General features: G+C 70.9%; 19 protein-coding genes and 1 tRNA gene. 10 read left to right on the forward strand and 10 right to left on the reverse strand.

Annotation, left to right across the window (positions count from 1 at the left end):
* Positions 1 to 86: 86 nt before the first annotated feature.
* The 3 genes from VFO68_RS29125 to VFO68_RS29135 are packed head-to-tail and all read left to right on the forward strand — an operon-like array spanning position 87 to position 2,031.
* Positions 87 to 302 (forward strand): hypothetical protein, encoded by a 216-nt coding sequence (locus tag VFO68_RS29125; RefSeq protein ID WP_325161614.1) that lies wholly within the window; start codon positions 87 to 89, stop codon positions 300 to 302.
* Positions 299 to 1,393, forward strand: coding sequence for a serpin family protein (locus tag VFO68_RS29130; RefSeq protein WP_325161615.1), 1,095 nt, complete (start codon positions 299 to 301; stop codon positions 1,391 to 1,393). The genes VFO68_RS29125 and VFO68_RS29130 overlap by 4 nt, the downstream gene beginning before the upstream one ends.
* A gap of 47 nt (positions 1,394 to 1,440) precedes the next feature.
* Positions 1,441 to 2,031, forward strand: coding sequence for a carboxymuconolactone decarboxylase family protein (locus VFO68_RS29135; RefSeq protein ID WP_325161616.1), 591 nt, complete (start codon positions 1,441 to 1,443; stop codon positions 2,029 to 2,031).
* 48 nt (positions 2,032 to 2,079) lie between these two features.
* Here VFO68_RS29135 and VFO68_RS29140 read toward each other — a convergent pair whose 3' ends face one another.
* Positions 2,080 to 3,018 (reverse strand): sigma-70 family RNA polymerase sigma factor, encoded by a 939-nt coding sequence (locus VFO68_RS29140; RefSeq protein ID WP_414635598.1) that lies wholly within the window; start codon positions 3,016 to 3,018, stop codon positions 2,080 to 2,082.
* 14 nt (positions 3,019 to 3,032) lie between these two features.
* Here VFO68_RS29140 and dnaG point away from each other — a divergent pair, with 14 nt between their 5' ends.
* From dnaG to VFO68_RS29155, 3 genes are read left to right on the forward strand one after another with little or no spacing between them, the layout of a single operon-like run.
* The gene (gene dnaG / locus VFO68_RS29145) at positions 3,033 to 4,937 is read left to right on the forward strand and encodes a DNA primase (protein WP_325161618.1); all 1,905 of its coding nucleotides are present in this window, start codon (positions 3,033 to 3,035) and stop codon (positions 4,935 to 4,937) included.
* Positions 4,934 to 5,455: a hypothetical protein gene (locus tag VFO68_RS29150; protein WP_325161619.1), complete on the forward strand. Its 522-nt coding sequence runs from the start codon at positions 4,934 to 4,936 to the stop codon at positions 5,453 to 5,455. The genes dnaG and VFO68_RS29150 overlap by 4 nt, the downstream gene beginning before the upstream one ends.
* Before the next feature lie 35 nt (positions 5,456 to 5,490).
* Entirely contained in the window at positions 5,491 to 6,255 is a 765-nt protein-coding gene (locus VFO68_RS29155; RefSeq protein WP_325161620.1) for a trans-aconitate 2-methyltransferase, read from the forward strand.
* A 39-nt stretch (positions 6,256 to 6,294) separates the two neighbouring features.
* On the opposite strand, the gene VFO68_RS29160 is transcribed toward VFO68_RS29155, so the two are convergent.
* Entirely contained in the window at positions 6,295 to 6,531 is a 237-nt protein-coding gene (locus VFO68_RS29160) for a hypothetical protein (RefSeq protein ID WP_325161621.1), read from the reverse strand.
* Positions 6,532 to 6,670: 139 nt separating this feature from the next.
* Here VFO68_RS29160 and VFO68_RS29165 point away from each other — a divergent pair.
* Positions 6,671 to 6,743 (forward strand) — tRNA-Asn (locus tag VFO68_RS29165).
* Between the two features lie 8 nt (positions 6,744 to 6,751).
* On the opposite strand, the gene VFO68_RS29170 is transcribed toward VFO68_RS29165, so the two are convergent.
* Together VFO68_RS29170 and VFO68_RS29175 are read right to left on the reverse strand one after the other, a co-directional pair.
* The gene (locus VFO68_RS29170) at positions 6,752 to 8,167 is read right to left on the reverse strand and encodes a condensation domain-containing protein (RefSeq protein ID WP_325161622.1); all 1,416 of its coding nucleotides are present in this window, start codon (positions 8,165 to 8,167) and stop codon (positions 6,752 to 6,754) included.
* 58 nt (positions 8,168 to 8,225) lie between these two features.
* Positions 8,226 to 8,486 carry an acyl carrier protein gene (locus VFO68_RS29175; RefSeq protein WP_325161623.1) on the reverse strand — a complete coding sequence of 87 codons (261 nt, stop codon included), beginning with the start codon at positions 8,484 to 8,486 and terminating at the stop codon, positions 8,226 to 8,228.
* Positions 8,487 to 8,817: 331 nt separating this feature from the next.
* Here VFO68_RS29175 and VFO68_RS29180 point away from each other — a divergent pair, with 331 nt between their 5' ends.
* Entirely contained in the window at positions 8,818 to 10,881 is a 2,064-nt protein-coding gene (locus tag VFO68_RS29180; protein ID WP_325161624.1) for a PIG-L family deacetylase, read from the forward strand.
* A gap of 13 nt (positions 10,882 to 10,894) precedes the next feature.
* Here the strand turns inward: VFO68_RS29180 and VFO68_RS29185 are convergent, their stop codons facing one another.
* Positions 10,895 to 11,536, reverse strand: coding sequence for a vWA domain-containing protein (locus VFO68_RS29185; protein WP_325161625.1), 642 nt, complete (start codon positions 11,534 to 11,536; stop codon positions 10,895 to 10,897).
* A gap of 8 nt (positions 11,537 to 11,544) precedes the next feature.
* Positions 11,545 to 11,946 carry a hypothetical protein gene (locus tag VFO68_RS29190; protein ID WP_325161626.1) on the reverse strand — a complete coding sequence of 134 codons (402 nt, stop codon included), beginning with the start codon at positions 11,944 to 11,946 and terminating at the stop codon, positions 11,545 to 11,547.
* 78 nt (positions 11,947 to 12,024) lie between these two features.
* Here VFO68_RS29190 and VFO68_RS29195 point away from each other — a divergent pair, with 78 nt between their 5' ends.
* Positions 12,025 to 13,539 carry an MFS transporter gene (locus VFO68_RS29195; protein WP_325161627.1) on the forward strand — a complete coding sequence of 505 codons (1,515 nt, stop codon included), beginning with the start codon at positions 12,025 to 12,027 and terminating at the stop codon, positions 13,537 to 13,539.
* Here VFO68_RS29195 and VFO68_RS29200 read toward each other — a convergent pair.
* Entirely contained in the window at positions 13,426 to 13,944 is a 519-nt protein-coding gene (locus tag VFO68_RS29200) for an oxidoreductase (protein WP_325161628.1), read from the reverse strand. The two genes, VFO68_RS29195 and VFO68_RS29200, sit on opposite strands and share 114 nt — an antisense overlap.
* Positions 13,944 to 14,861 (reverse strand): class I SAM-dependent methyltransferase, encoded by a 918-nt coding sequence (locus VFO68_RS29205; protein WP_325161629.1) that lies wholly within the window; start codon positions 14,859 to 14,861, stop codon positions 13,944 to 13,946. The genes VFO68_RS29200 and VFO68_RS29205 overlap by 1 nt, the downstream gene beginning before the upstream one ends.
* Before the next feature lie 119 nt (positions 14,862 to 14,980).
* On the opposite strand from VFO68_RS29205, the gene VFO68_RS29210 reads away from it, so the two are divergent.
* Positions 14,981 to 15,604 carry a glyoxalase gene (locus tag VFO68_RS29210; RefSeq protein ID WP_325161630.1) on the forward strand — a complete coding sequence of 208 codons (624 nt, stop codon included), beginning with the start codon at positions 14,981 to 14,983 and terminating at the stop codon, positions 15,602 to 15,604.
* A gap of 9 nt (positions 15,605 to 15,613) precedes the next feature.
* On the opposite strand, the gene VFO68_RS29215 is transcribed toward VFO68_RS29210, so the two are convergent.
* Positions 15,614 to 18,250, reverse strand: coding sequence for an RICIN domain-containing protein (locus tag VFO68_RS29215; protein ID WP_325161631.1), 2,637 nt, complete (start codon positions 18,248 to 18,250; stop codon positions 15,614 to 15,616).
* A 115-nt stretch (positions 18,251 to 18,365) separates the two neighbouring features.
* Positions 18,366 to 18,615: hypothetical protein (locus VFO68_RS29220; RefSeq protein ID WP_325161632.1), on the reverse strand; the 250-nt coding region annotated here is incomplete at its 5' end.

Raw genomic sequence — 18,615 nt, forward strand, 5'->3', positions numbered from 1 at the left:
GATGCGGGTGCGCTCCCGGAACCGGAGCCGCCCACCCACATCGTGCTGGCCAACCCGTGCAGGTGACCCGTGGCACACTCGGTCGTATGAAGATCTCCCGCATCCGGCGTCTGCTCAATCGGCTGCTCCGCCGCCGCACCGCCGCTGGCGCCGGTTCCGGCGGCGAGGGCGGCCCGGCCGCCGGCGGGGCCGGGGTGCGCGAGCCGCGGCGTCCGCTGCCCAAGGGCCCGAACTCGATGGCCGGCGCGGCCGCGCGGCCCGCGCCCAGCCAGGTGGTCACGCTGCCCGACCCCCGCCGGTGACCGACGCGCACCTGGAGTTCGCCCTCGCCCTGCACCGGGCGCTCGCGCCCGACCCGGCCCGGGACGCCTGCTGGTCGCCGTTCTCGGTGGCCGGCGCGCTGCGCCTGGTCGCGGCCGGAGCGGCCGGGCCGACCAGGGACGAGTTGGTCACCCTGCTGCTCGGGGACGCTTCCGGCGACCTCGCCGAACTGGACCGGGCGCTGGCCGGGTCGAGCCGGCTGGACCGGTCCGCGCCCGACCACGACGAGCCGGTCCTGGCCGTGGCCAACACCCTGTGGGCGGATGGGAGCATCGAGATCCGCGAGTCGTTCGCGGCCGAGGTCGGCACGGTCCGGCCCGCTCCGTTCCGGCAGGACCCGGGCCGAGCCCGGGAGCTGATCAACAGCGACGTCGCGCGAACCACCCGGGACCTCATCCCCGAACTGGTGCCGGAGGGCGCGATCGGGGCGGACACGGTGGCCGCCCTGGTCAATGCGCTCTACCTCAGATGCGCCTGGCTGCACGCGTTTCCCGGGACGATGACCGAGGTCCGGCCGTTCCACACCCCGGGCGGCCCGGTCGACGTGCCCACCATGGAGTCGACCGAGACGATCGACTACGCGGCGACCGGCGGTTGGCAGGTGCTGTGCCTGCCGGCGGTCGGCGCGGTGCGGGCCGCGGTGCTGCTGCCGGACGGCGACCTGACCGCCGCCGAGCCGGACCTGACCGCCGGCGCGCTGGCCGGCCTGCTCGACGCGGTGCGGCCGGCCCGGGTGCGGCTGCGGATGCCCCGGCTGGCGGTGTCCACCCAGACCGAGCTCACCCCGGCGCTGACGGCGTTGGGTGTGCGGACCATGTTCGGCCCGGCGGCCGACCTCAGCGGCATCAGCCCGCAACCGCTTGCCGTGCAGGCGGTGCTGCACGAGTCGGTGCTGCGGCTGGACGAGCAGGGCCTGGAGGGCGCCGCGGCCACCGCCGTGATGTTCATGCTCACCGGCATGATGCCGCAGGCGCCGGTGCCGGTCGACGTCGATCGGCCGTTCCTGTTGCTGGTCCAGCACGCCGTCACACGTCTGGTGTACTTCCTGGCCAGGGTTGTCACACCCGGCTGACCCGCCTCGTCCTCCGGTTGACGTGTTCGATCGAGGAGGAGATGACCATGCCGAGGATCGCGGGAATTCCCACCAGGGACGCCGGCCCGCTGCTGCGCGTGCTGTACAAGTTCGCGCGCCGCCGGTTCGGGGCGGTACCCGAACCGCTCACCGTTTCGGCCCACCATATGAAGCTGACGCTGGCCGGCGGCCGCCATGAGATGGCCGTGCAGCGGGCGTCGAAGGTGTTGCCGGCCAACATCCGGGAGCTGGCCGTGTACCGGGTCGCCCAGCAGCTCGGCTGCTCGTGGTGCGTGGACTTCGGCACCATGCTGCAGCGGCTGGACGGGCTGGACGTCGAGCGGCTCCGCGAGATCGACAAGTATGAGACCTCGCCCGCCTACTCCGCCCAGGAGCGGCTCGCCATCGCCTACGCCGACGCGATGAGCGTGAGCCCGGTGGCGGTGACCGACGAGCAGGTCGCCGAGCTGCGTGCCGAGTTCGGCGACGCGGGCGTTATCGAGCTCACCTACCAGATCGCCCTGGAGAACCACCGGGCCCGGTTCAACAGCGCGCTCGGCATCACCGACCAGGGCTTCACCTCGGGTGCCGCCTGCCAGGTCCCGGTTCCGGCCGACTCCGCTCATGGGGCCGGTTGAAGGGTGGGTCCAGTTCACCGGCCGGGTTCGTCCAGCGGAACCAAGCCGTCAGGTCAGCCGCACTCGGGTGAGCTTGTCCGGGTTGACGATGTCGTACATGGCCACGATCCGGCCGTCCCGGATGGCGAACGTGCCGACCCGGCGGGACAGGTTCAGGTACTCGCCCTCGGCCGGCAGGTCCGGCAGCGCGAGCCCGAGGTCGCCGTTGACCAGCACGAGCTGCGTCTGGGACATCCGGTGCGCGCCGTAGATGCGCAGCAGGCCCACCAGGAACCGGGCCATCTTGTCCGCGCCGACCATGACCCGGCGCGCGGTGCGGGCCTTGCCGTCGCTGTCGCCGATGAGCACGACATCCGGATGCAACAGCTCGACCACGGCCGGCACGTCGCCCGCGGACAGGGCCGCCATCAGGCGCTCGACCACGACCCGCTGCTCGGCCAGCGGCACCCGGGGCGGCGGGTCGGCCTCGGCGGCGGCCCGGCGCCCCCGGGACGCGTGCTGGCGCGCGGTCGGCTCGCTGACGCCGAGGATCTCGGCGATCTCGGCGAACGGCACGCTGAACGCGTCGTGTAGCACGACCGCCACCCGCTGTTCGGGGGTGAGTTGGTCGAGCAACACCATCGCGGCCATCCGCACGTCCTCGTGCCGCACCACCGTCTCAAGTGGATCCTCGCTCGGCGGCGCGCCGAACGGGGTGACCACCGGCTCGGGCAGCCACGGCCCGACGTAGCGCTCGCGGCGGGCCGCGGCCGAGCGCAGCCGGTCCAGGCAGATCCGGCCGACCGTGGTGGTCAGCCAGCCGCGCAGGTCGCGGATCGCCGCCCGGCGCTCACTGTCCACACCGGACAGTCGCAGCCAGGCCTCCTGGATCGCGTCCTCGGCGTCGGACCGGGTGCCGGTCAGCCGGTAGGCCACGCCCATCAGGTGTGCCCGGTGTGCGGAGAACTGCTCGGCCAGTACGTCATCGCCGACGGTCACACGACCCACCCTAGACTTGCACCGTGGCGGGACGGATCCGGGAAAGCGACATCGCGACGGTGCGGGAGCGCAACCGGATCGACGAGGTGATCGGCGAGTACGTGGCGCTGCGCCGGGCCGGCGCCGGGTCCCTGAAGGGCCTCTGCCCGTTCCACGACGAGAAGTCGCCGTCGTTCAACGTCCGGCCGTCGCACGGCACGTTCCACTGCTTCGGCTGCGGCGAGGGCGGCGACGTGATCGCCTTCGTGATGAAGCTCGACCACCTGAGCTTCGTGGAGGCGGTCGAGCGGCTGGCCGACCGGGTCGGGGTGGCGCTGACCTACGAGGGCGGCGGGGCCACGGTCCAGCGCGACCGCGGCACCCGGGCCAGGCTGCTCGACGCGCACAAGGCGGCCGCCGAGTTCTACGCCGAGCAGTTGCGCACCCCGGAGGCGGCCAAGGCCAGGGAGTTCCTGACCCAGCGCGGCTTCGACCAGGCCGCCGCGACCCGCTTCAACTGCGGCTTCGCCCCGGCCGGGTGGGACCGGCTGACCAAACACCTGCTCAACCGGGGCTTCGAGCTGGCCGAGCTGTACAAGGCGCAGCTGTCCCGGGAGGGCCGGCAGGGGCCGATCGACCGGTTCCACCGTCGCCTGCTCTGGCCGATCCGCGACCTGGGCGGCGACGTGGTCGGCTTCGGCGCCCGGCGGATCTTCGACGACGACCAGATCGAGGCCAAGTACCTCAACACCAGCGAGAGCCCGATCTACAAGAAGTCCCACCTGCTGTTCGGCCTGGACCTCGCCAAACGCGAGATCGCCCGGCGGCACCAGGTGGTGGTGGTCGAGGGCTACACCGACGTGATGGCCATGCACGAGGCCGGCGTGCCCACCGCGGTCGCCACCTGCGGCACCGCGTTCGGCACCGACCACATCTCGGTGCTGCGCCGGCTGCTCATGGACGACTCGTTCTTCCGCGGCGAGGTGATCTTCACCTTCGACGGGGACGAGGCCGGCAAGAAGGCAGCCATGAAGGCGTTCGAGGACGACCAGCGGTTCGCCGCGCAGACCTTCATCGCGGTCGCGCCCGGCGGGATGGACCCGTGCGAGCTGCGCCAGGCCAAGGGTGACCAGCCGGTCCGGGACCTGGTGGCTCGCCGGCAGCGGGCGATCGAGTTCTGGATCCGGGCCGAGCTGACCGAGCACGACCTGGACACCGCCGAGGGGCGGGTCGAGGCGCTGCGCCGCGCGGTGCCGATGGTGGCCCAGATCAAGGACGAGTCGCTGCGCGACGAGTACGCCCGGCAGCTGTCCGGCTGGGTCGGCTGGGAGGACATTCAGACCGTGGTGCGCCGGGTCCGGGAGACCGCGGGCGGCTCGCCGGCCCCGCAGCGGCGCGGGCGGGCGCCGGCCAACCCGAACCAGGGTGCGCTCGCCGTGGACGTCACCGGACCGCCGCTGCCGCAACGCAACGACCCGCGGCTGTGGGTGCAGCGCGAGGCGCTCAAGGCGGCGCTGCAGGCTCCGGAGCTGGCCGGGCCGTACTACGACAACTCGGTGCCTAGAGAGGCGTTCACCCACCCCGCCTACCTGGAGCTGTACGAGGCGCTGCTGGCGGTCGGCGGCACCTCCTCGGGGCTGTCCGGCCCGGCGCTGGTCGCCGCCGCCGGGCAGAACTGTCCACATCAGACGGTTCGGTCCCTGGTCACCGAGCTGGCCGTGGAACCCATGCACCACAAGCAGGATCCCGACGCGCGGTACGTCGGCAGCCTGGTCGCCCGGCTGCGCGAGGGCGTGGTGGCCGGGCAGATCGCGGACCTGAAGTCCCGGCTGCACCGGCTGAACCCGGTCGAGGAACCGGAGGACTACCGCACGTTGTTCGGCGACCTGGTCGCCCTCGAGCAGTACCGCAAGGCGCTCGGCGAGCAGGCGACCGGCGGGCTCTCATGATCGGTCGGCTGCGCCGGCTGCTCACCGGGGGCGCGCCGGCGGGGTTCACCGGTGCGCTGGCCGCGGAGGAGCACGTGCTCGGGTTCGCCCGGGTCAGCGGCGGCGGGCTGCTGCTGGCGACCTCGCTCGGCCTGTGGCTGCCCGAGGATGACGGCACCCGGCGGGTGGGTTGGCACCTGATCAGCAAGGCCACCTGGGCAGGCGGGGTGCTCGCCGTGATCGAGGCCGTCGAGCGCGAGACGGCGGGCGCGGCCGTGCTCATCGCCGACCTGCCGGCCCGGCGGTTCGTGCTGGACCGGCCCGGTCCGCTGCCCGGGGTGGTGCACGCCCGGGTCACCGGGTCGATCAAGTCCCGCGCGCGGCACGAACTGCCCGGCGGCGGCGCGTGGTTCGTGCAGCGCAAGGTGTCCGGGCGCGACGGGCTCGTGCTGCAGGTCCGGGCCGATCCGGAGGTGGACCCGGCCGCCTTGCGTGCGCTGGCGGCCGAGGTGGCCGCGCGACTGGGTGAGCTACAGTAACCAGTACGAACGTACGGTTTATTTGGGGAGGCGCTGTGTGGGACCCCGACAAGTACCTGATGTTCGACGACCACCGGTCCCGCCCGTTCGACGAGCTTCTCGGCCGGATCCGGGCCGAGGCGCCGCGCCGCGTGGTGGACATCGGCTGCGGCCCCGGCCACCTCACCGAACAGCTGGTCAAGCGCTGGCCGGCGGCGGTCGTCGAGGCCTTCGACTCCTCGCCGGAGATGGTCGCCGCCGCCCGGGAGCGGGGAATCCCGGCCTCGGTCACCGATGTGCGGGACTGGCATCCGCCTGCGGACACCGACGTGGCCGTGTGCAACGCGGTCCTGCAGTGGGTGCCCGGTCACGAGCAGTTGCTGCGCCGCTGGGTCGCCGCCATGCCGGCCGGTTCCTGGCTCGCGCTCCAGGTTCCCGGCAACTTCGACGCACCGTCACATGTGCACGTCCGGGCGTTGGCCGCGACCCCCAGATGGCGGACCCTGCTGCGGTCGGTAGTCCTGCGTGAGGATCACGTCGTCCACGACCCCACCGGTTACGCCATGATCCTCGCCGAAGCCGGCTGCGCGGTCGACGCCTGGGAGACGACCTACCTGCAGCGCCTGCCCGGCGAGGACCCCGTCCTCGAATGGATCACCGGCACCGCCCTGCGCCCCATCCGGTCCACCCTCGCCGACCCCGACTGGACCCGCTTCCGCGCCGAGTTGGCACCGCTGCTCCGCGAGTCCTACCCGCCACGGCCCGACGACACGACGTGGTTCCCGTTCCGGCGGATCTTCGCGGTAGCCCACAAGCCCTGACCCGCCACCCCGCAGCCGCCGGCTCCGGGGTGGCGCGCGTCAGGCGCGCTGGTACCCGGAGGTGTCCGACGCCGCGCGGTGCCCGTTGTCCGAGCCCGGCCCGCGACCGAACCCGGTCTTCTCACCGATCTTGGCCCGGGCGATCCCCGCGGCACCCTGCACGGCCGGGTGGTCGGCCAGTTTCCGGTAGGCACGCATGATCTGCTCGTACCGCTCCCGGCCGGCCTTGGCGCCCAGCACGTATCCCACCGTCGCGCCCATCAGGAACGCCTTCATGGCTCCACCTCCCACGCGTCGACGACCTGCCTGGTAACCCATCCTCCCGCACCCCGCGCCCCTCCGCCGCGTAACCGCGTGGCCGGGTACGCTACAGTTGTCGCACGCCGGGCCCAGCCCGGCGGAGCAGGCCAAACCTTCCTCCGTAGCTCAATTGGCAGAGCATTCGGCTGTTAACCGAAGGGTTGCTGGTTCGAGTCCAGCCGGGGGAGCACCTTTCTCACGGCACGGCCAACCGCCCGGGCGCGAGCCGGGTCGGCACCTCCGGGTCGAGGGCCGCCTCGACGGCCACTTCCTCCACGCCGCGCAGCAGCGCCTGGACGTCCTCGTCGCTGAACCGCGCCGTGTCCACCATCAGCATCAGGTCCACGCTGTCCGCGCGGTCGGAGATGAGCACGAACAGCTGCTCGGGGATGAACTCCAGCGTCATCGTCGGGTCCCACTCGAAGAAGGTCTCCGGCAGCCTGGCCCGAATCCGGTCCATGGTGATGATTTCGCTTCGGGCCGCCGCCTCGTTCGCCGGCCTGGTGCCGAATCGCATGTCGTTGATCCGGCAGGTGACCCTGGCCGCGTACCCGCGTTCCGCGTCGAGCCGGGCCAGCAACTCGTTGTACTGCTCCGGGTCGTAGTAGCTGTGCAGCCCGGCGGCGATGGAGAGCCGGCGGATCCGGGCCACCACGTCGCCGACGGTGCCGTCGAGGTCGAGGGTCACCAGGGACTCCCCGGCCAGCGTGGAGATGATCTCGCCGAAGCCGGGCCGGAACCGGTTGCTCGAAATGACGCCCGTGGTGAGCGGGTTGACCCCGGTGGCGCGCCCGATCGCGATGGCGATGATCGCGAGCAGCGCCCGGGTGGTGTCCGTCCGGGTCCGCGCGGCGAGGCCGAGCATGCCCAGGTACGTCGCCGGCGAGTGGAAGAACCCGCGCCAGTAGCGCTGACCGAGCCGGCACTCGGGGTGGGTGGGCTCGCCGAACGTCAGTGGCGGGATGTCCCGCAGCAACCCCTCCCGGTGGCTCATGGCCCGGTCGCTGATCCGCCGCACCTCCGGCGTCTGCTCGCGCCGGGCCATCTCCAGGATTCCCACCGTGCGTGGATCGCCACTGCGCACGATCGAGTCCGTGAGCCCGAGATCGGCCATGATCAGGAACGCCGCGGTGCCGTCGGCGATCGTGTGGCCGATGCAGATCGCGACGTACGGCGCGAGGTCCGGGTGCCGGATCATGGTGATCCGCAGCGACAGGTCGCGATACTGGTCGATCGGGGCGACCGCCCATCCCTGCCAGATCTCGTTGCCGTAGGCGATGGCGTCGCCCGGGTCGGTCTCGCCGTCGAAGGTGACGACCTCGAGTTCGATCTCCCCCGATTCCGACACCACCTGATAGGGCCGGCCGTCCGCACCCCTGGCCCAGGTCATCCGCAGCGCGGAATGCCGGCTCATGGTCTCTCGAATCCGTTCGACCAGGGTCTCGACCGTGGTGCCCGCCGCCAGGAAGTGCGCCCCGCAGGAGTCGGCCGCGACGCCGGTCAGTTCCAGGTACTCCAGCAGTGCCTTCTGCCCCCAGGTCAGTGGCGCGGTCCCCGCGCCCGGCCCGGAGAAGGAGATGGGGATCCGCTCGATCGTCGGGTTCGCGGTCATGACCGTCCTATGGTTGAGGTAGCCGAACTCGCCTGCGGACAGAGCCGTCCTGCCGGGCTCACGTCGCGGACGCGGCCTGTACCCGATGTGCCACCGCGGCACAGAACTCGCCGACCGTCATGGCGGCGAACGTCTCGGCCTCGTCCTCGTCGAACCGCACGCCGTACTTGTCCTCCACCCGCATCGCGAGTTCGGCGAGGGCGAGCGACTCCAGATCGACCCCGGCCGGGCCCAGCACCGTGTCGTCGTCGAAGTCGTCGGTGGCGTACTTCATCTCGGTCAACGACTCGCGGAGGAACTGTCGGATCTCATCGGTCATGGCTGAGCTTCCTTTCCCGACGGACACAGGAATCCTTTGCCATCGGGATCAGTATCGTCAAGCACCATTGACCCCTAATTGACCAGGATCGGTATCACCTTCGCCTGTCTCGCCGCAGTGAGATTGGGCCATAAGGTCGCGTTCCTTGCGACTGTCGCGGAGAATCTCGGCCGAAATTTTCGGAATTCGGTTATGGCCGCACCCGGGCGGCGATTCCCGTTTTCGGCGGGCAGCGCGTCGGCAGGCCCCTCGGGTTGCCGCGATGGGGGCCGCTTGGTGTTTCGGCCGGCGTGGGTCATGATGGCGCGGTCGCTCGTGGACTGGGGGAACGATGCTCGTTCGGTTGTTGCTGGCGTTGGCCGTGGGTTCGGTCGTGGCGGCGCCGCAGGCGGCCGCGCTGCCGACTGTCCCGGCCACCGGGGTGTTCCTGCAGGTTGTGGCGCATCCGGACGACGACATCCTGTTCATGAACCCGGACCTGCGGACCGCGCTGGCCGCCGGTTTGCCGGCGACCACGGTGTTTCTCACCGCGGGCGAGGCCGACCGGCCGCCCGGTTCGCGGGAACCGGTGTCCGACACCGGCTGCCGCAACGCAGGGTTGAGCCGGGAGCAGTACGCCGACTGCCGGGCCCGGGGTGCCCGGGCGGCCTGGTCGGCGATGGCCGGGCGGCCCAACACGTGGACCCGGGCCGCGCTGACCGTGCCGGACGGGACCGGCTGGTCCCGTCAGGTGGACGTGGACACGCTGGCCGGTGCGGGTCCGGTGGTCAACCTGGTGTGGGTCAACCTGCCGGACTGGGCCGACGTGCACGACGTGAAGGCGGATCCGGTCAACGATCTGACCGGGCCGGACGCGTCGCTGTACCACCTGTGGGCCGACGGAAGCGTGCGTCGCACGATCACGCCCGCGGCCAGCGCACGACCCGGCCAGACCTATGGTCGCGCCGACGTCCTGCGGTTGCTTTCCGGGCTGTACCAGCATTTCCAGCCGACCGTCGTGCGTGTGCAGGACGTCGAGCCGGACGCCCGGTACCGGCAGAACCCGGCCTGGCTCAACGACCACAGCGACCACGTGATCGCCGCGCGCCTGGCGACCGAGGCCGCCGCCGTGACGCCCCGGCCGCGGATCCTGGGTTACCGCAACTACAACCTGCTGGACGCGCAGGTGAACCTGGAGGCTGCCGAGCAGGCCGGGAAGCAGGCCGTCTTCGACCGGTACGCGGCCTTCGACGGGTTGATCGGGCCGAACGACCCGTTCTACGGCGGTCTGGTGCAACGGGAGTACCAGCGCTGGTGGACCGGAACCAAGTGGGTCGACCGCAACCTGGACGGCCGGCTGCAGGCGTTCGCGGTGTTCCACGGCCGGCTGCGCACGTGGTGGCAGGCGCCCGGTGGGGCCTGGCAGGGTCCGGTCGAGCTGGCCGACCCGGGTGGACCGCTCGCCCCGGGCCTTTCGTTGGCACGCAACCAGGACGGCCGGCTCGAGGTGTTCGCGCTGCGGTTGAGCGACTGGGCCGTCGTCACCACCTACCAGTACGAACCGAACGGCGGCTGGGTCAACCGCTGGGACTCGCTGGGCAACCCCAACACCGGCGGCGGCGGGCCGGTCAGCCAGATCGGCCAACCGGTGGTCACCACCAACCAGGACGGACGCATCCAACTGTTCGTCAAGAACGGCGGCGGCGGGATCAGCACGACCTACCAGCTGGCCAACAACTCCGGCTTCGGCGGCTGGGTCGATCTCGGCGGCGGCCCCGGCATCCAGGACGGTCTGGCCGCGACCACCAACGGCCACGGCGAGATCGAGGTGTTCGCCTACACCGTCAACGCCGGAATCGGCGCCATTCACCACATCTACCAACTGGCGCCCAACGGCGGCTTCGCCACCAACCCGACCTTCGCCGAGTTCGAGCCTGCCGGCCCACCCACCGTCGCCACCAGCGCCGACGGCACCCTGGACGTCTTCTATCGCCTGGCGTCCAACAACACCGCCGCCAACGCCGGCCGCGTCGCCCACACCTGGCAATGGGAGATGGCCGGCGGCTCGACCGACACCCCCGAGATCCTCGACGGCGACGCCGGCGTCGGGCCGGTCGCCGCCGTCAGCGCCCCGCACCCCCGGGACGGCTACCCCGCCGTCGCCGACCCGCGCATCGTCCTGCTGGAACGCAACCGCACCGGCACCATGAGCATGACCCGCCAAACCGTGCCCAACGGCGGCTACTTCAACCCCTGGACCAGCACCGGCCCCTACAGCCCCACCGAACCCGCGATGGCCATCGACGCCTCCGGCCGGATCTTCGCCTTCACCCTCGCCGGCGACGGCCGCCTCCTGGTCAGCCACCAAACCACCCCCACCGGTCCCGCGCCGTTCACCGACTGGGAAGTCATCTGACCAGCGACCTGCACTAGTCCGCGAGGTCGGATCGTTCCTCGGCGGTGTAGCCCGCCATCCTGGCGGCGGGGTCGGCCATGCGCGCCGCGCGGTAGCCGCTGACCTTGCCGGCCGCGGAGTGCAGCGCCTCCTTGGCCTTGCCCCGGCCGTAGGTCACCGCGAAGTCGCGGTTGACGCCGAGCCTGCTGCCGACCTCGATGGCGTCCTGGTCGGCGCCCATGTACAGGACCTGCCACGAGTAGGTCGTGGTCTGCCGCTCCACCAACGCCCTGATCGCGCTGTGGGTCCACTCGCGACTGGCGTTCTCGTGGCCGTCGGTCATCACCGCGACGATGACGTTGCCGGGCCGGTCGTTCTCGGGCAGCGCGGCGAGTTCCTCGCCGGCGTCGGTGATCAGCGTTCCCATGGCGTCCAGCAACGCGGTCCGGCCGCGTGGTTTGAGCACCAGCGGGGGGATGTCGGCGACGGGCACTCCGGAGTAGACGACGTCGTAGCGGTGGTCGAACTGGGCGAGCGTCACCTGGCAGTGGCCGGGTGCCTTGCGCTGCTCCTCGACGAACGCGGCGAAGCCACCCTCGGTGTCGGTTCTGATGGACTCCATCGATCCGCTGCGATCGAGCAGGAAGTAGATCCTGGTCAGGTCGGGACGAGTCAACGATCCTCCTAGTTGTTGGGGCGACGCGGTTTGAACCGCATGGCCGGGGTGTCCTTCGGCGCCGGCTTGGGGGTGCCGGACTCGTTGTCGTACTTCGCCCGTTCCACCCCGGCCGCCGTCACCCGGCCCTTGGCGTCGGCATAGGCGCCGAGTGCCTGGGTTCGGGCCAGCCGCGGGCCGACCGCGTTCTCGGTCAGCCCGGCCCGCGCTCCGGCGGAACGCAGTGAGGCCTGCCCGCTCAGCACGGCCGCGGCCATGGTCTCGTCGAGCAGTTCGGCGAGTTGGTCGGCCGCCTTCCGCAGGTGGGGTAGGGCGTCGACCGCCGACGACCCGTGGACGGCATCGAGACAGGCCCGCACGGCGTCGAGCCGGGCCGCGTCGATCTCGGGTGGTGGTGCCTCGTCAACCATGAGCCGACCCTACCGCATAAACTGCGGACACGCAATTAGTGCGGATGCGCAGAATCTTCGAACGCTTACCCTGGGCGGATGGGAGCCGGGAGGTCACGGGCACTGGTCGTGTCGTTGTGCTCGTGCGGCATCACGGTCGCGCTGATGCACACGCTGGTGGTGCCGCTGCTGCCGTTGTTTCCGGAACTGCTGGGGGTTTCCCGGGCGCAGACGTCCTGGCTGGTGACCGCCACGATGCTCGCCGGGGTGGTGGGCGCGCCGGTGTTCGGCCGGCTGGGCGACCTGTTCGGCAAACGCCGGATCCTCCTGCTGGTGCTCGGGATGATGCTGGCCGGGTCCGTGCTCGGCGCGCTGAGCTGGTCCTACCTGCCGCTGCTGGTGGCAAGGGCGCTGCAGGGCGCGGCGTTCGGGGTGATCCCGCTGGGCATCAGCCTGCTCAAGGACGCGCTGCCGGCCTCGGCGGCCGGCTCCGGGGTCGGGCTGATGAGCTCGACGCTGGGCATCGGCGGGGCGATCGGGTTGCCGCTGGCCGGGATCGTGCCGCAGTTCGCCGACTGGCACGTGCTGTTCTGGCTGGCCACCGCGATGTCGGCGGGCAGCATGCTGCTCGCCCGGCGGCACGTGCCGGAGACGCCGGCGCTGGCGGGCGGTCGCTTCGACGTGCCAGGGGCACTCGGTCTGTCCGCCGCCCTGGTCTGCCTGCTGCTTCCGGTGTCGCAGGGCGCGGTCTGGGGTTGGACCAGCGCGGCGACCCTCGGTCTGCTGGCCGCCGCCGTCGTGCTGTTCCTCGGCTGGGGCGTCTACCAGTTGCGCACCACCGCTCCGCTGGTCAACCTGCGCACCTCGGCCCGCCCGATGGTGCTGCTGACCAACCTGGCCGCGGTGCTGGTCGGCGTCGGGATGTTCACCGGGTTCGTCCTGATCGGACAGGTGCTGCAGGCGCCCACCGCGACCGGCTACGGCTTCGGCACCTCGCCGGCGCTGGCTGGCCTGGTCCAGGCGCCGACCGGGATCAGCATGCTGATCTTCGCGCCGCTCTCGGCCCGGCTGTCCGCGGCGCGCGGCGCGCAGCTCACCCTGCTCATCGGCTGCCTGCTGCTGGCCGTGACCAACCTGCTGCAGGGGCTGCTGCCCGGCTCGATCACCCTGCTGATGGCGATCATCACGGTGGGCGCGGCGGGCACCGCACTGGCCTTCTCGGCCATGCCGACCATGATCATGGAGGAGGCCCCGCCGACCGAGACCGCGGCGGCCAACGGGCTGAACACGGTCATGCGCACGATCGGCACCTCGACCTGCAGCGCCGCCCTCGGCGCCATCCTGGTGACGTTCACCATGACCGTCGACGGCGAGGTCCTGCCGTCGGCCCAGGCCTACCAACTCGCCTTCGGCATCGCCGCGGTCAGCGCCGGGGTCGCCGCGATCCTGGCCGTGTTCCTGGTCGCGCTGCGCCGCAGACGCCTCGCCCCGGGTGGTCCGTCACGCCGGAGCGCGGTACCAGCGGCGGTGGACGACGGGTTCGACGGCGAGCAGGCTGACCGCGGCCGTGACCTCGCCGGCCCAGACGAGCCAGTCGGTCGACCCCAGCACTGACCACGCGGTCGCACCGAGTACGACCGCGGGTCGCAGCAGGGTGAACGGCCCGAGGCCCACGAGGATCACGAAGGTGCTCTCCCGCATCGGCAGCAGCCAGTAGCCCAGCAGCGAGAGCACCACCAGCGCCGCGAACGGCAGCAGGATCTGCAGCAGGCGGATGCCCGCGCGCACGAGCTCGGCGTAGCGGGGGACCGGGTCCGCCGAGACGGCCAGCGCGGTTGCGACCAGGAGCGCCACGAACCCGAGACCGGCGGCGCCGACGCCGTATCCCCGGCGCGCGGCCAGCAGGTAGTACCGGCGCTTGCGGATCCGGGCATTGCGGCCGGTGGCGGCCCGGAAGCCGGCGAACCCGCCGTCGATGAGCGCGAGTAGGCCCAGCAGCACCGGAACCGTCGCGGCCATCAGCCCGCCCGCGTCCGCGCCGGCACGAGTCCGCGTGCCCGGCGTCCCATGGCGCGGCGGAACTCGCCGGTCAGCTCCGGACGAACGCCGAGCACCGGACGCATGGCCGCGCAGAGCGGGTTGGTGTGCCGGGGCGGTTCGAACAGGAACGTTTCCATCCCCGTGGCATGCGCCGCGGCCGACAGCAGCACCTGGTCGCTGTGCGCGCGCCGGGCCGACATCACGCCGTCATGGCGGCCGAGCGGCTCCCGCATCCGGGCCCGGTGGAACAGCCAGGCGCCGAACGGGGCCAGCCGGGTCGCGGCAATGTCGTAGTGGACGAACGCCTGCGTGCCGGGGCGGTCCTGGGCGCGGAAGAAGCCGGCGAGCCGCTCGGCGGGGAAGTGGTGCAGCACACCGCTGGACAGGTAGACGGTGGCCGGCTCGGTCAGCGCGAACGCGTCCGCGCAGACGAACGAGCACGGGAGTCCCTCGTCCTCGGCCAGTCTGGTCGCCTCGGCCACCAGCGCACGGTTGAGATCCACGCCCACCAGGTCGACCGCGGCGCCCAACGAACCCGACGCCGCCAGGCTGCGCACGAGGAACCCCAACCCACAACCGATGTCCACGACCCGCGGGCGGTTCCCGGTGACCCGTGCCGCGGTGAGCATCGGCACCAGGATCTCGGCGAACCGCCGCGCCATGTGCAGCTCTTCGTTGAGCCGCTGCAGTTCGGTGTGGACCCGGACCAGCAACCGGTCCACGGCAACCGGATCCAGGAACCCGCCGGCCACCGGCATCCGGCGCACGATCCGGGCGGCCCGCTCATCCCCGGCCGCGCACAGCCGCGCGACCACGTCGTCCCGGCGGATCCGGACCCGCTGCCCGGTCACCGGATCCCACTCCGCCACCAGGTCGGAGATCTCCAGCATCGTCATCGACGAACCCCAGTCAACCCACGCGATCAAGGCCCACTACAGCACATCGGCCGCCCCGTGACGAGACCGGTCAGGAATGAAGAAGCACCGGACGGCGTGCCGCGCCTAGCGTTGTGGCCATGACCTCCATCGAAACCATCACCCTCGAAGTGGCCGACCCGGTGGCCGCCGAACGCTTCTACACCGCCTTCGGGGTGGCCGCCCGGCTGCGCCTGCGGGCCTCGCAGGAACCGACCACCGGCTTCCGTGGTTTCACCCTTTCCCTCCTGGTGTCCCAGCCGGCCGACGTGCACGCCCTGATCGACGCCGCCGTCGAGGCCGGCGCCACCACCCTCAAACCGGCCGCGAAGTCCCTGTGGGGCCACGGCGGCGTCGTGCAGGCCCCGGACGGGACGATCTGGAAGGTCGCCACGTCCGCGAAGAAGGACACCGGCCCGGCCACCCGGCAGATCGACGACATGGTGCTGCTGCTGGGCGTCGCCGATGTGGCCGCGAGCAAGCGGTTCTATCTCGACCAGGGCTTCATCGTGGCCAAGAGCTTCGGCCGGATGTACGTCGAGTTCGCCGGCGGCTCGGGCCCGGTCAAGCTGGCCCTGTACCGCCGGCGCGCCCTCGCCAAGGATGCCGGCGTTTCCCCGGAAGGCACCGGATCGCACCGGATCGCCCTCGGCGGAGCCGCCGGGCCCGGCCCGGACCCGGACGGCTTCACCTGGGAGGCCACGTCGATCGCGGCCATGCCCTGAGGGCAGGGTTTACGGCGCGCCGCGGATCACCCGGACGCTGCGGACGGTGATGTCGGATCCGCCGTTGTAGAGGCGGAAATCCATCTGGTTCGGCTGTGCGCCACGGAACGACACGTCCGACAGGCTGAAGATCGCGGTCTTCAGCGCACCGGAGTTGGTGTTGGTGACCGCCGGTGTGGACGCCGCGGCACCGGTGGTCGTGGTGTACTGCAGGCTCCAGCGCGCCGTTCCGGTGTCGCGGTAGGTGACGGCGATCCGGAAGACGCGGTCGGTGGCCGGTGCGTACCGGTCGTCCACGTCGAAGTAGATGTAGTCGTTGCCGGTGGCGTGATCGGTCCGGCGCGCGAAGTAGGTGACGGCGGGTTGGGTGGACCCGCCCTCGCCGACCTTGCAGAAGCCGTACTGGTCCGGAGCCCAGGTGCGCGGCTCGGCCACGGTCGTGCGCCCGCCCGGCGCCACATCCCGCTGGAGCAGGAACTTCTCGTAGTTGTGGTAGAAGCGGGTGCCGTTGTAACAACCGTCGTAGTACATCTGCAGCACCGCCCAGGCGTCGGGCGACGTGCCGGCCGGATAGCCCGCGCTCTGCCGGAAGTAGTCGCGCAGCGCGGCGAACTCCGGATGCGCCGCATCGTTGGCGCCGGTGCGGAGGTCGTGCGGGAAGATCGCCCAGTTGTGGCCCTTGCGCAACATGTTCAGCACGGTCATCCGGTAGTAGTCGTAGTTGTCGAATACCCCGGCGAGATCGGCGATCTCGAACTCGTTGCCGTAGAAGGACATGCCGTTGCGGCCCAGTTCCTGGACGGTGCGTGCCGTCAGGTAGTAGTGCGACTGCCCGGGCTGTGCTCCGATCGGAGCCGGCTGGACCGTCTCGAGGTTCTGGCCGATGAGCGGCTGGCTTCGGTTCGCCGAGACACTCTCGCCGTTTCCTTCCCGCAGTTGGGTGCCCAGGGTCATCAGCGCATAGTTGTTGACCCAGTCCGTCTCGGTCGTGCCCGCGTCCCCGGGCAGGTTCCACGTGCCGCCGCTGGTCCAGATCACCTTCCGGGTGCCGAGTGCGGTGGCCCAGGAGTCGATGACGTCCTTCGCGTAGGTGCGGAGAATCTCCGGGGTCAGGCCCTTGTTGGCCGCGTCGTTGTAGACGTCGGCCGGCATCCAGAACTCCCCGGCGTTGAACGTGGTCGCGTACGCACCCGTGACCCGGGGGTCATCGTGGTACCTGCTGAACATCTGGGTGATGAACTTCTTCACCTCGGCGCGCGGGCAGGGCTCCCAGAGGGCGAGGCCCCACGGTTGCGTGCTGCTGGGCGACCTGTTGATCACTGTGATCGGCCTGCCCTGGGCGGCGCACTTGTCGCGCAACCATTGTGGTGCGTGGAAGTTGCCGGTGTTGCCGTCGACCCCGCCGAGCACCGTCCAGATGAGAGCGGTGGAGCCGACGTCCTCGAGTTGGTCCAGGCTGTAGGTGTAGTTGCCGTGGATGGTCTCGATCCGGTCCCAACGATAGGTTCCGTCGGTCGGGTTGAGGTCCCGCCAGTAGGCGCCCACCCAGTGCATGTCGGTCGTGGGGCTCCAGTTGATCGACTGTCCCCAGATCTGGTAGAGCCCGCCATGGGGACTCTTGGCGGGATAGCGCGCCGGCAGCGCCCAGTACTCGCCGTTGCGAACCTCGACCGTCGGCGGCGCCTGCGTGGGCGCTCCGATCGTCCAGGTCTGGTTCGGGTTTCCGGTGCAGTCGAAGATGATCGCCGGCACACCGTCGGTCAGCCCGGCGAGCTGAACGTCGAGGCAGCGGTTGCTCGGCACGTGCACGAAGCGGTACTCGCCCGCGCCCGCGGTGTTCTGCCGCGTCCACAGCTGGATGGCGGTGCTGGCGCAGGTCCGCTGTTCGAGGGCGGTGCTGTTGGCGGTGCCACCGTCCACCGGTTGAATGCACTTGCCGCTGTTCTGCGCGACCAGTTGAACCTGCCCGTTACCGGCGTCCCGCAGCGTCCAGTTCTGGTTGGCCGCGGTGGTGCACTGCCATTGCTCGATCACGGCGCCGTCCTGGACCGCCTGCGGGCCGCCGCGAACATCGAGGCACTTGCCCGAGTGCTTGACCACGATCGGTTCCGGCAGCGACGGATACGCCGTCTGCGAGATCGCCCAGCTCTGGTTCGGGTTGCCGGTGCAGTCGAACAACACCAGCAGTTCGCCTTCCACCGTCGAGCTCAGCGGCACGTCCAGGCAACGAGCGCTGCTCACGTGCACGAACCGGTACACGCCTGCGGTCGGCGTGGCCTGCCGGGTCCACAGCTGTCCGGCCGAGGTGCCGCACGTCATCTGCTGCAGGCCGGTGAGGTTCGCGGTGCCGCCGGCAATGGGCTCGACGCATTTCGCGCTGTTCTGGGCAACCAGCCGAAAGCGTCCGCTGCCCGCGTCCTGAAGCGTCCAGCTCTGGTTGGCCGCGCCGGTGCAGTGCCATTGTTCGATGCGCGCGCCATCCTGGACCGCCTGCGGGCCACCGCGAACATCCAGGCACATCCCGGAATGCTGCACGACGACCGTCGTCGGCTCGGCGGCCGGGGCGGCGAACGCGAGCGGTTCGGCCGGAAGAATGGTCACCACAACGAGTGCCGCGGCCAGCAGGGAGAATAATCGTCGTCGCATGGGAGCTCCTTTGCTCGACGCAAAAAGCACGGGCTACCCAAGGCGAAGATCGACTATACTAGCCCGTCCGGTCGTGTGGTTCGTCCGGACTTCGCAGTGTTTCGTGCTCCGGGTGCTAGAAGTCGTAGTCGCCGGGGTCGGGTGGCGTGGGTTCGACCCCGATGGCCCGCAGCTCTTCCTCCTGGATCACGCGGTCTGCGCTCTCGCCGAGCATCGCTTCGAGCAGCCGGTCCAGGATTTCCAGATGGGCGGTGCGGGATTCGGCATTGCTCGCCCGGATGCTTTCCAGGCGGCTGTAGACCGGCTCCCGTATCCCCGCTTGCCCCAGCCGGATGTCGATCAGCCCGAACTCCAGGTAGTTACTG

Origin of the sequence: Actinophytocola sp. (assembly GCF_035712165.1) — a bacterium.
Taxonomy (GTDB): domain Bacteria; phylum Actinomycetota; class Actinomycetes; order Mycobacteriales; family Pseudonocardiaceae; genus DASYTH01.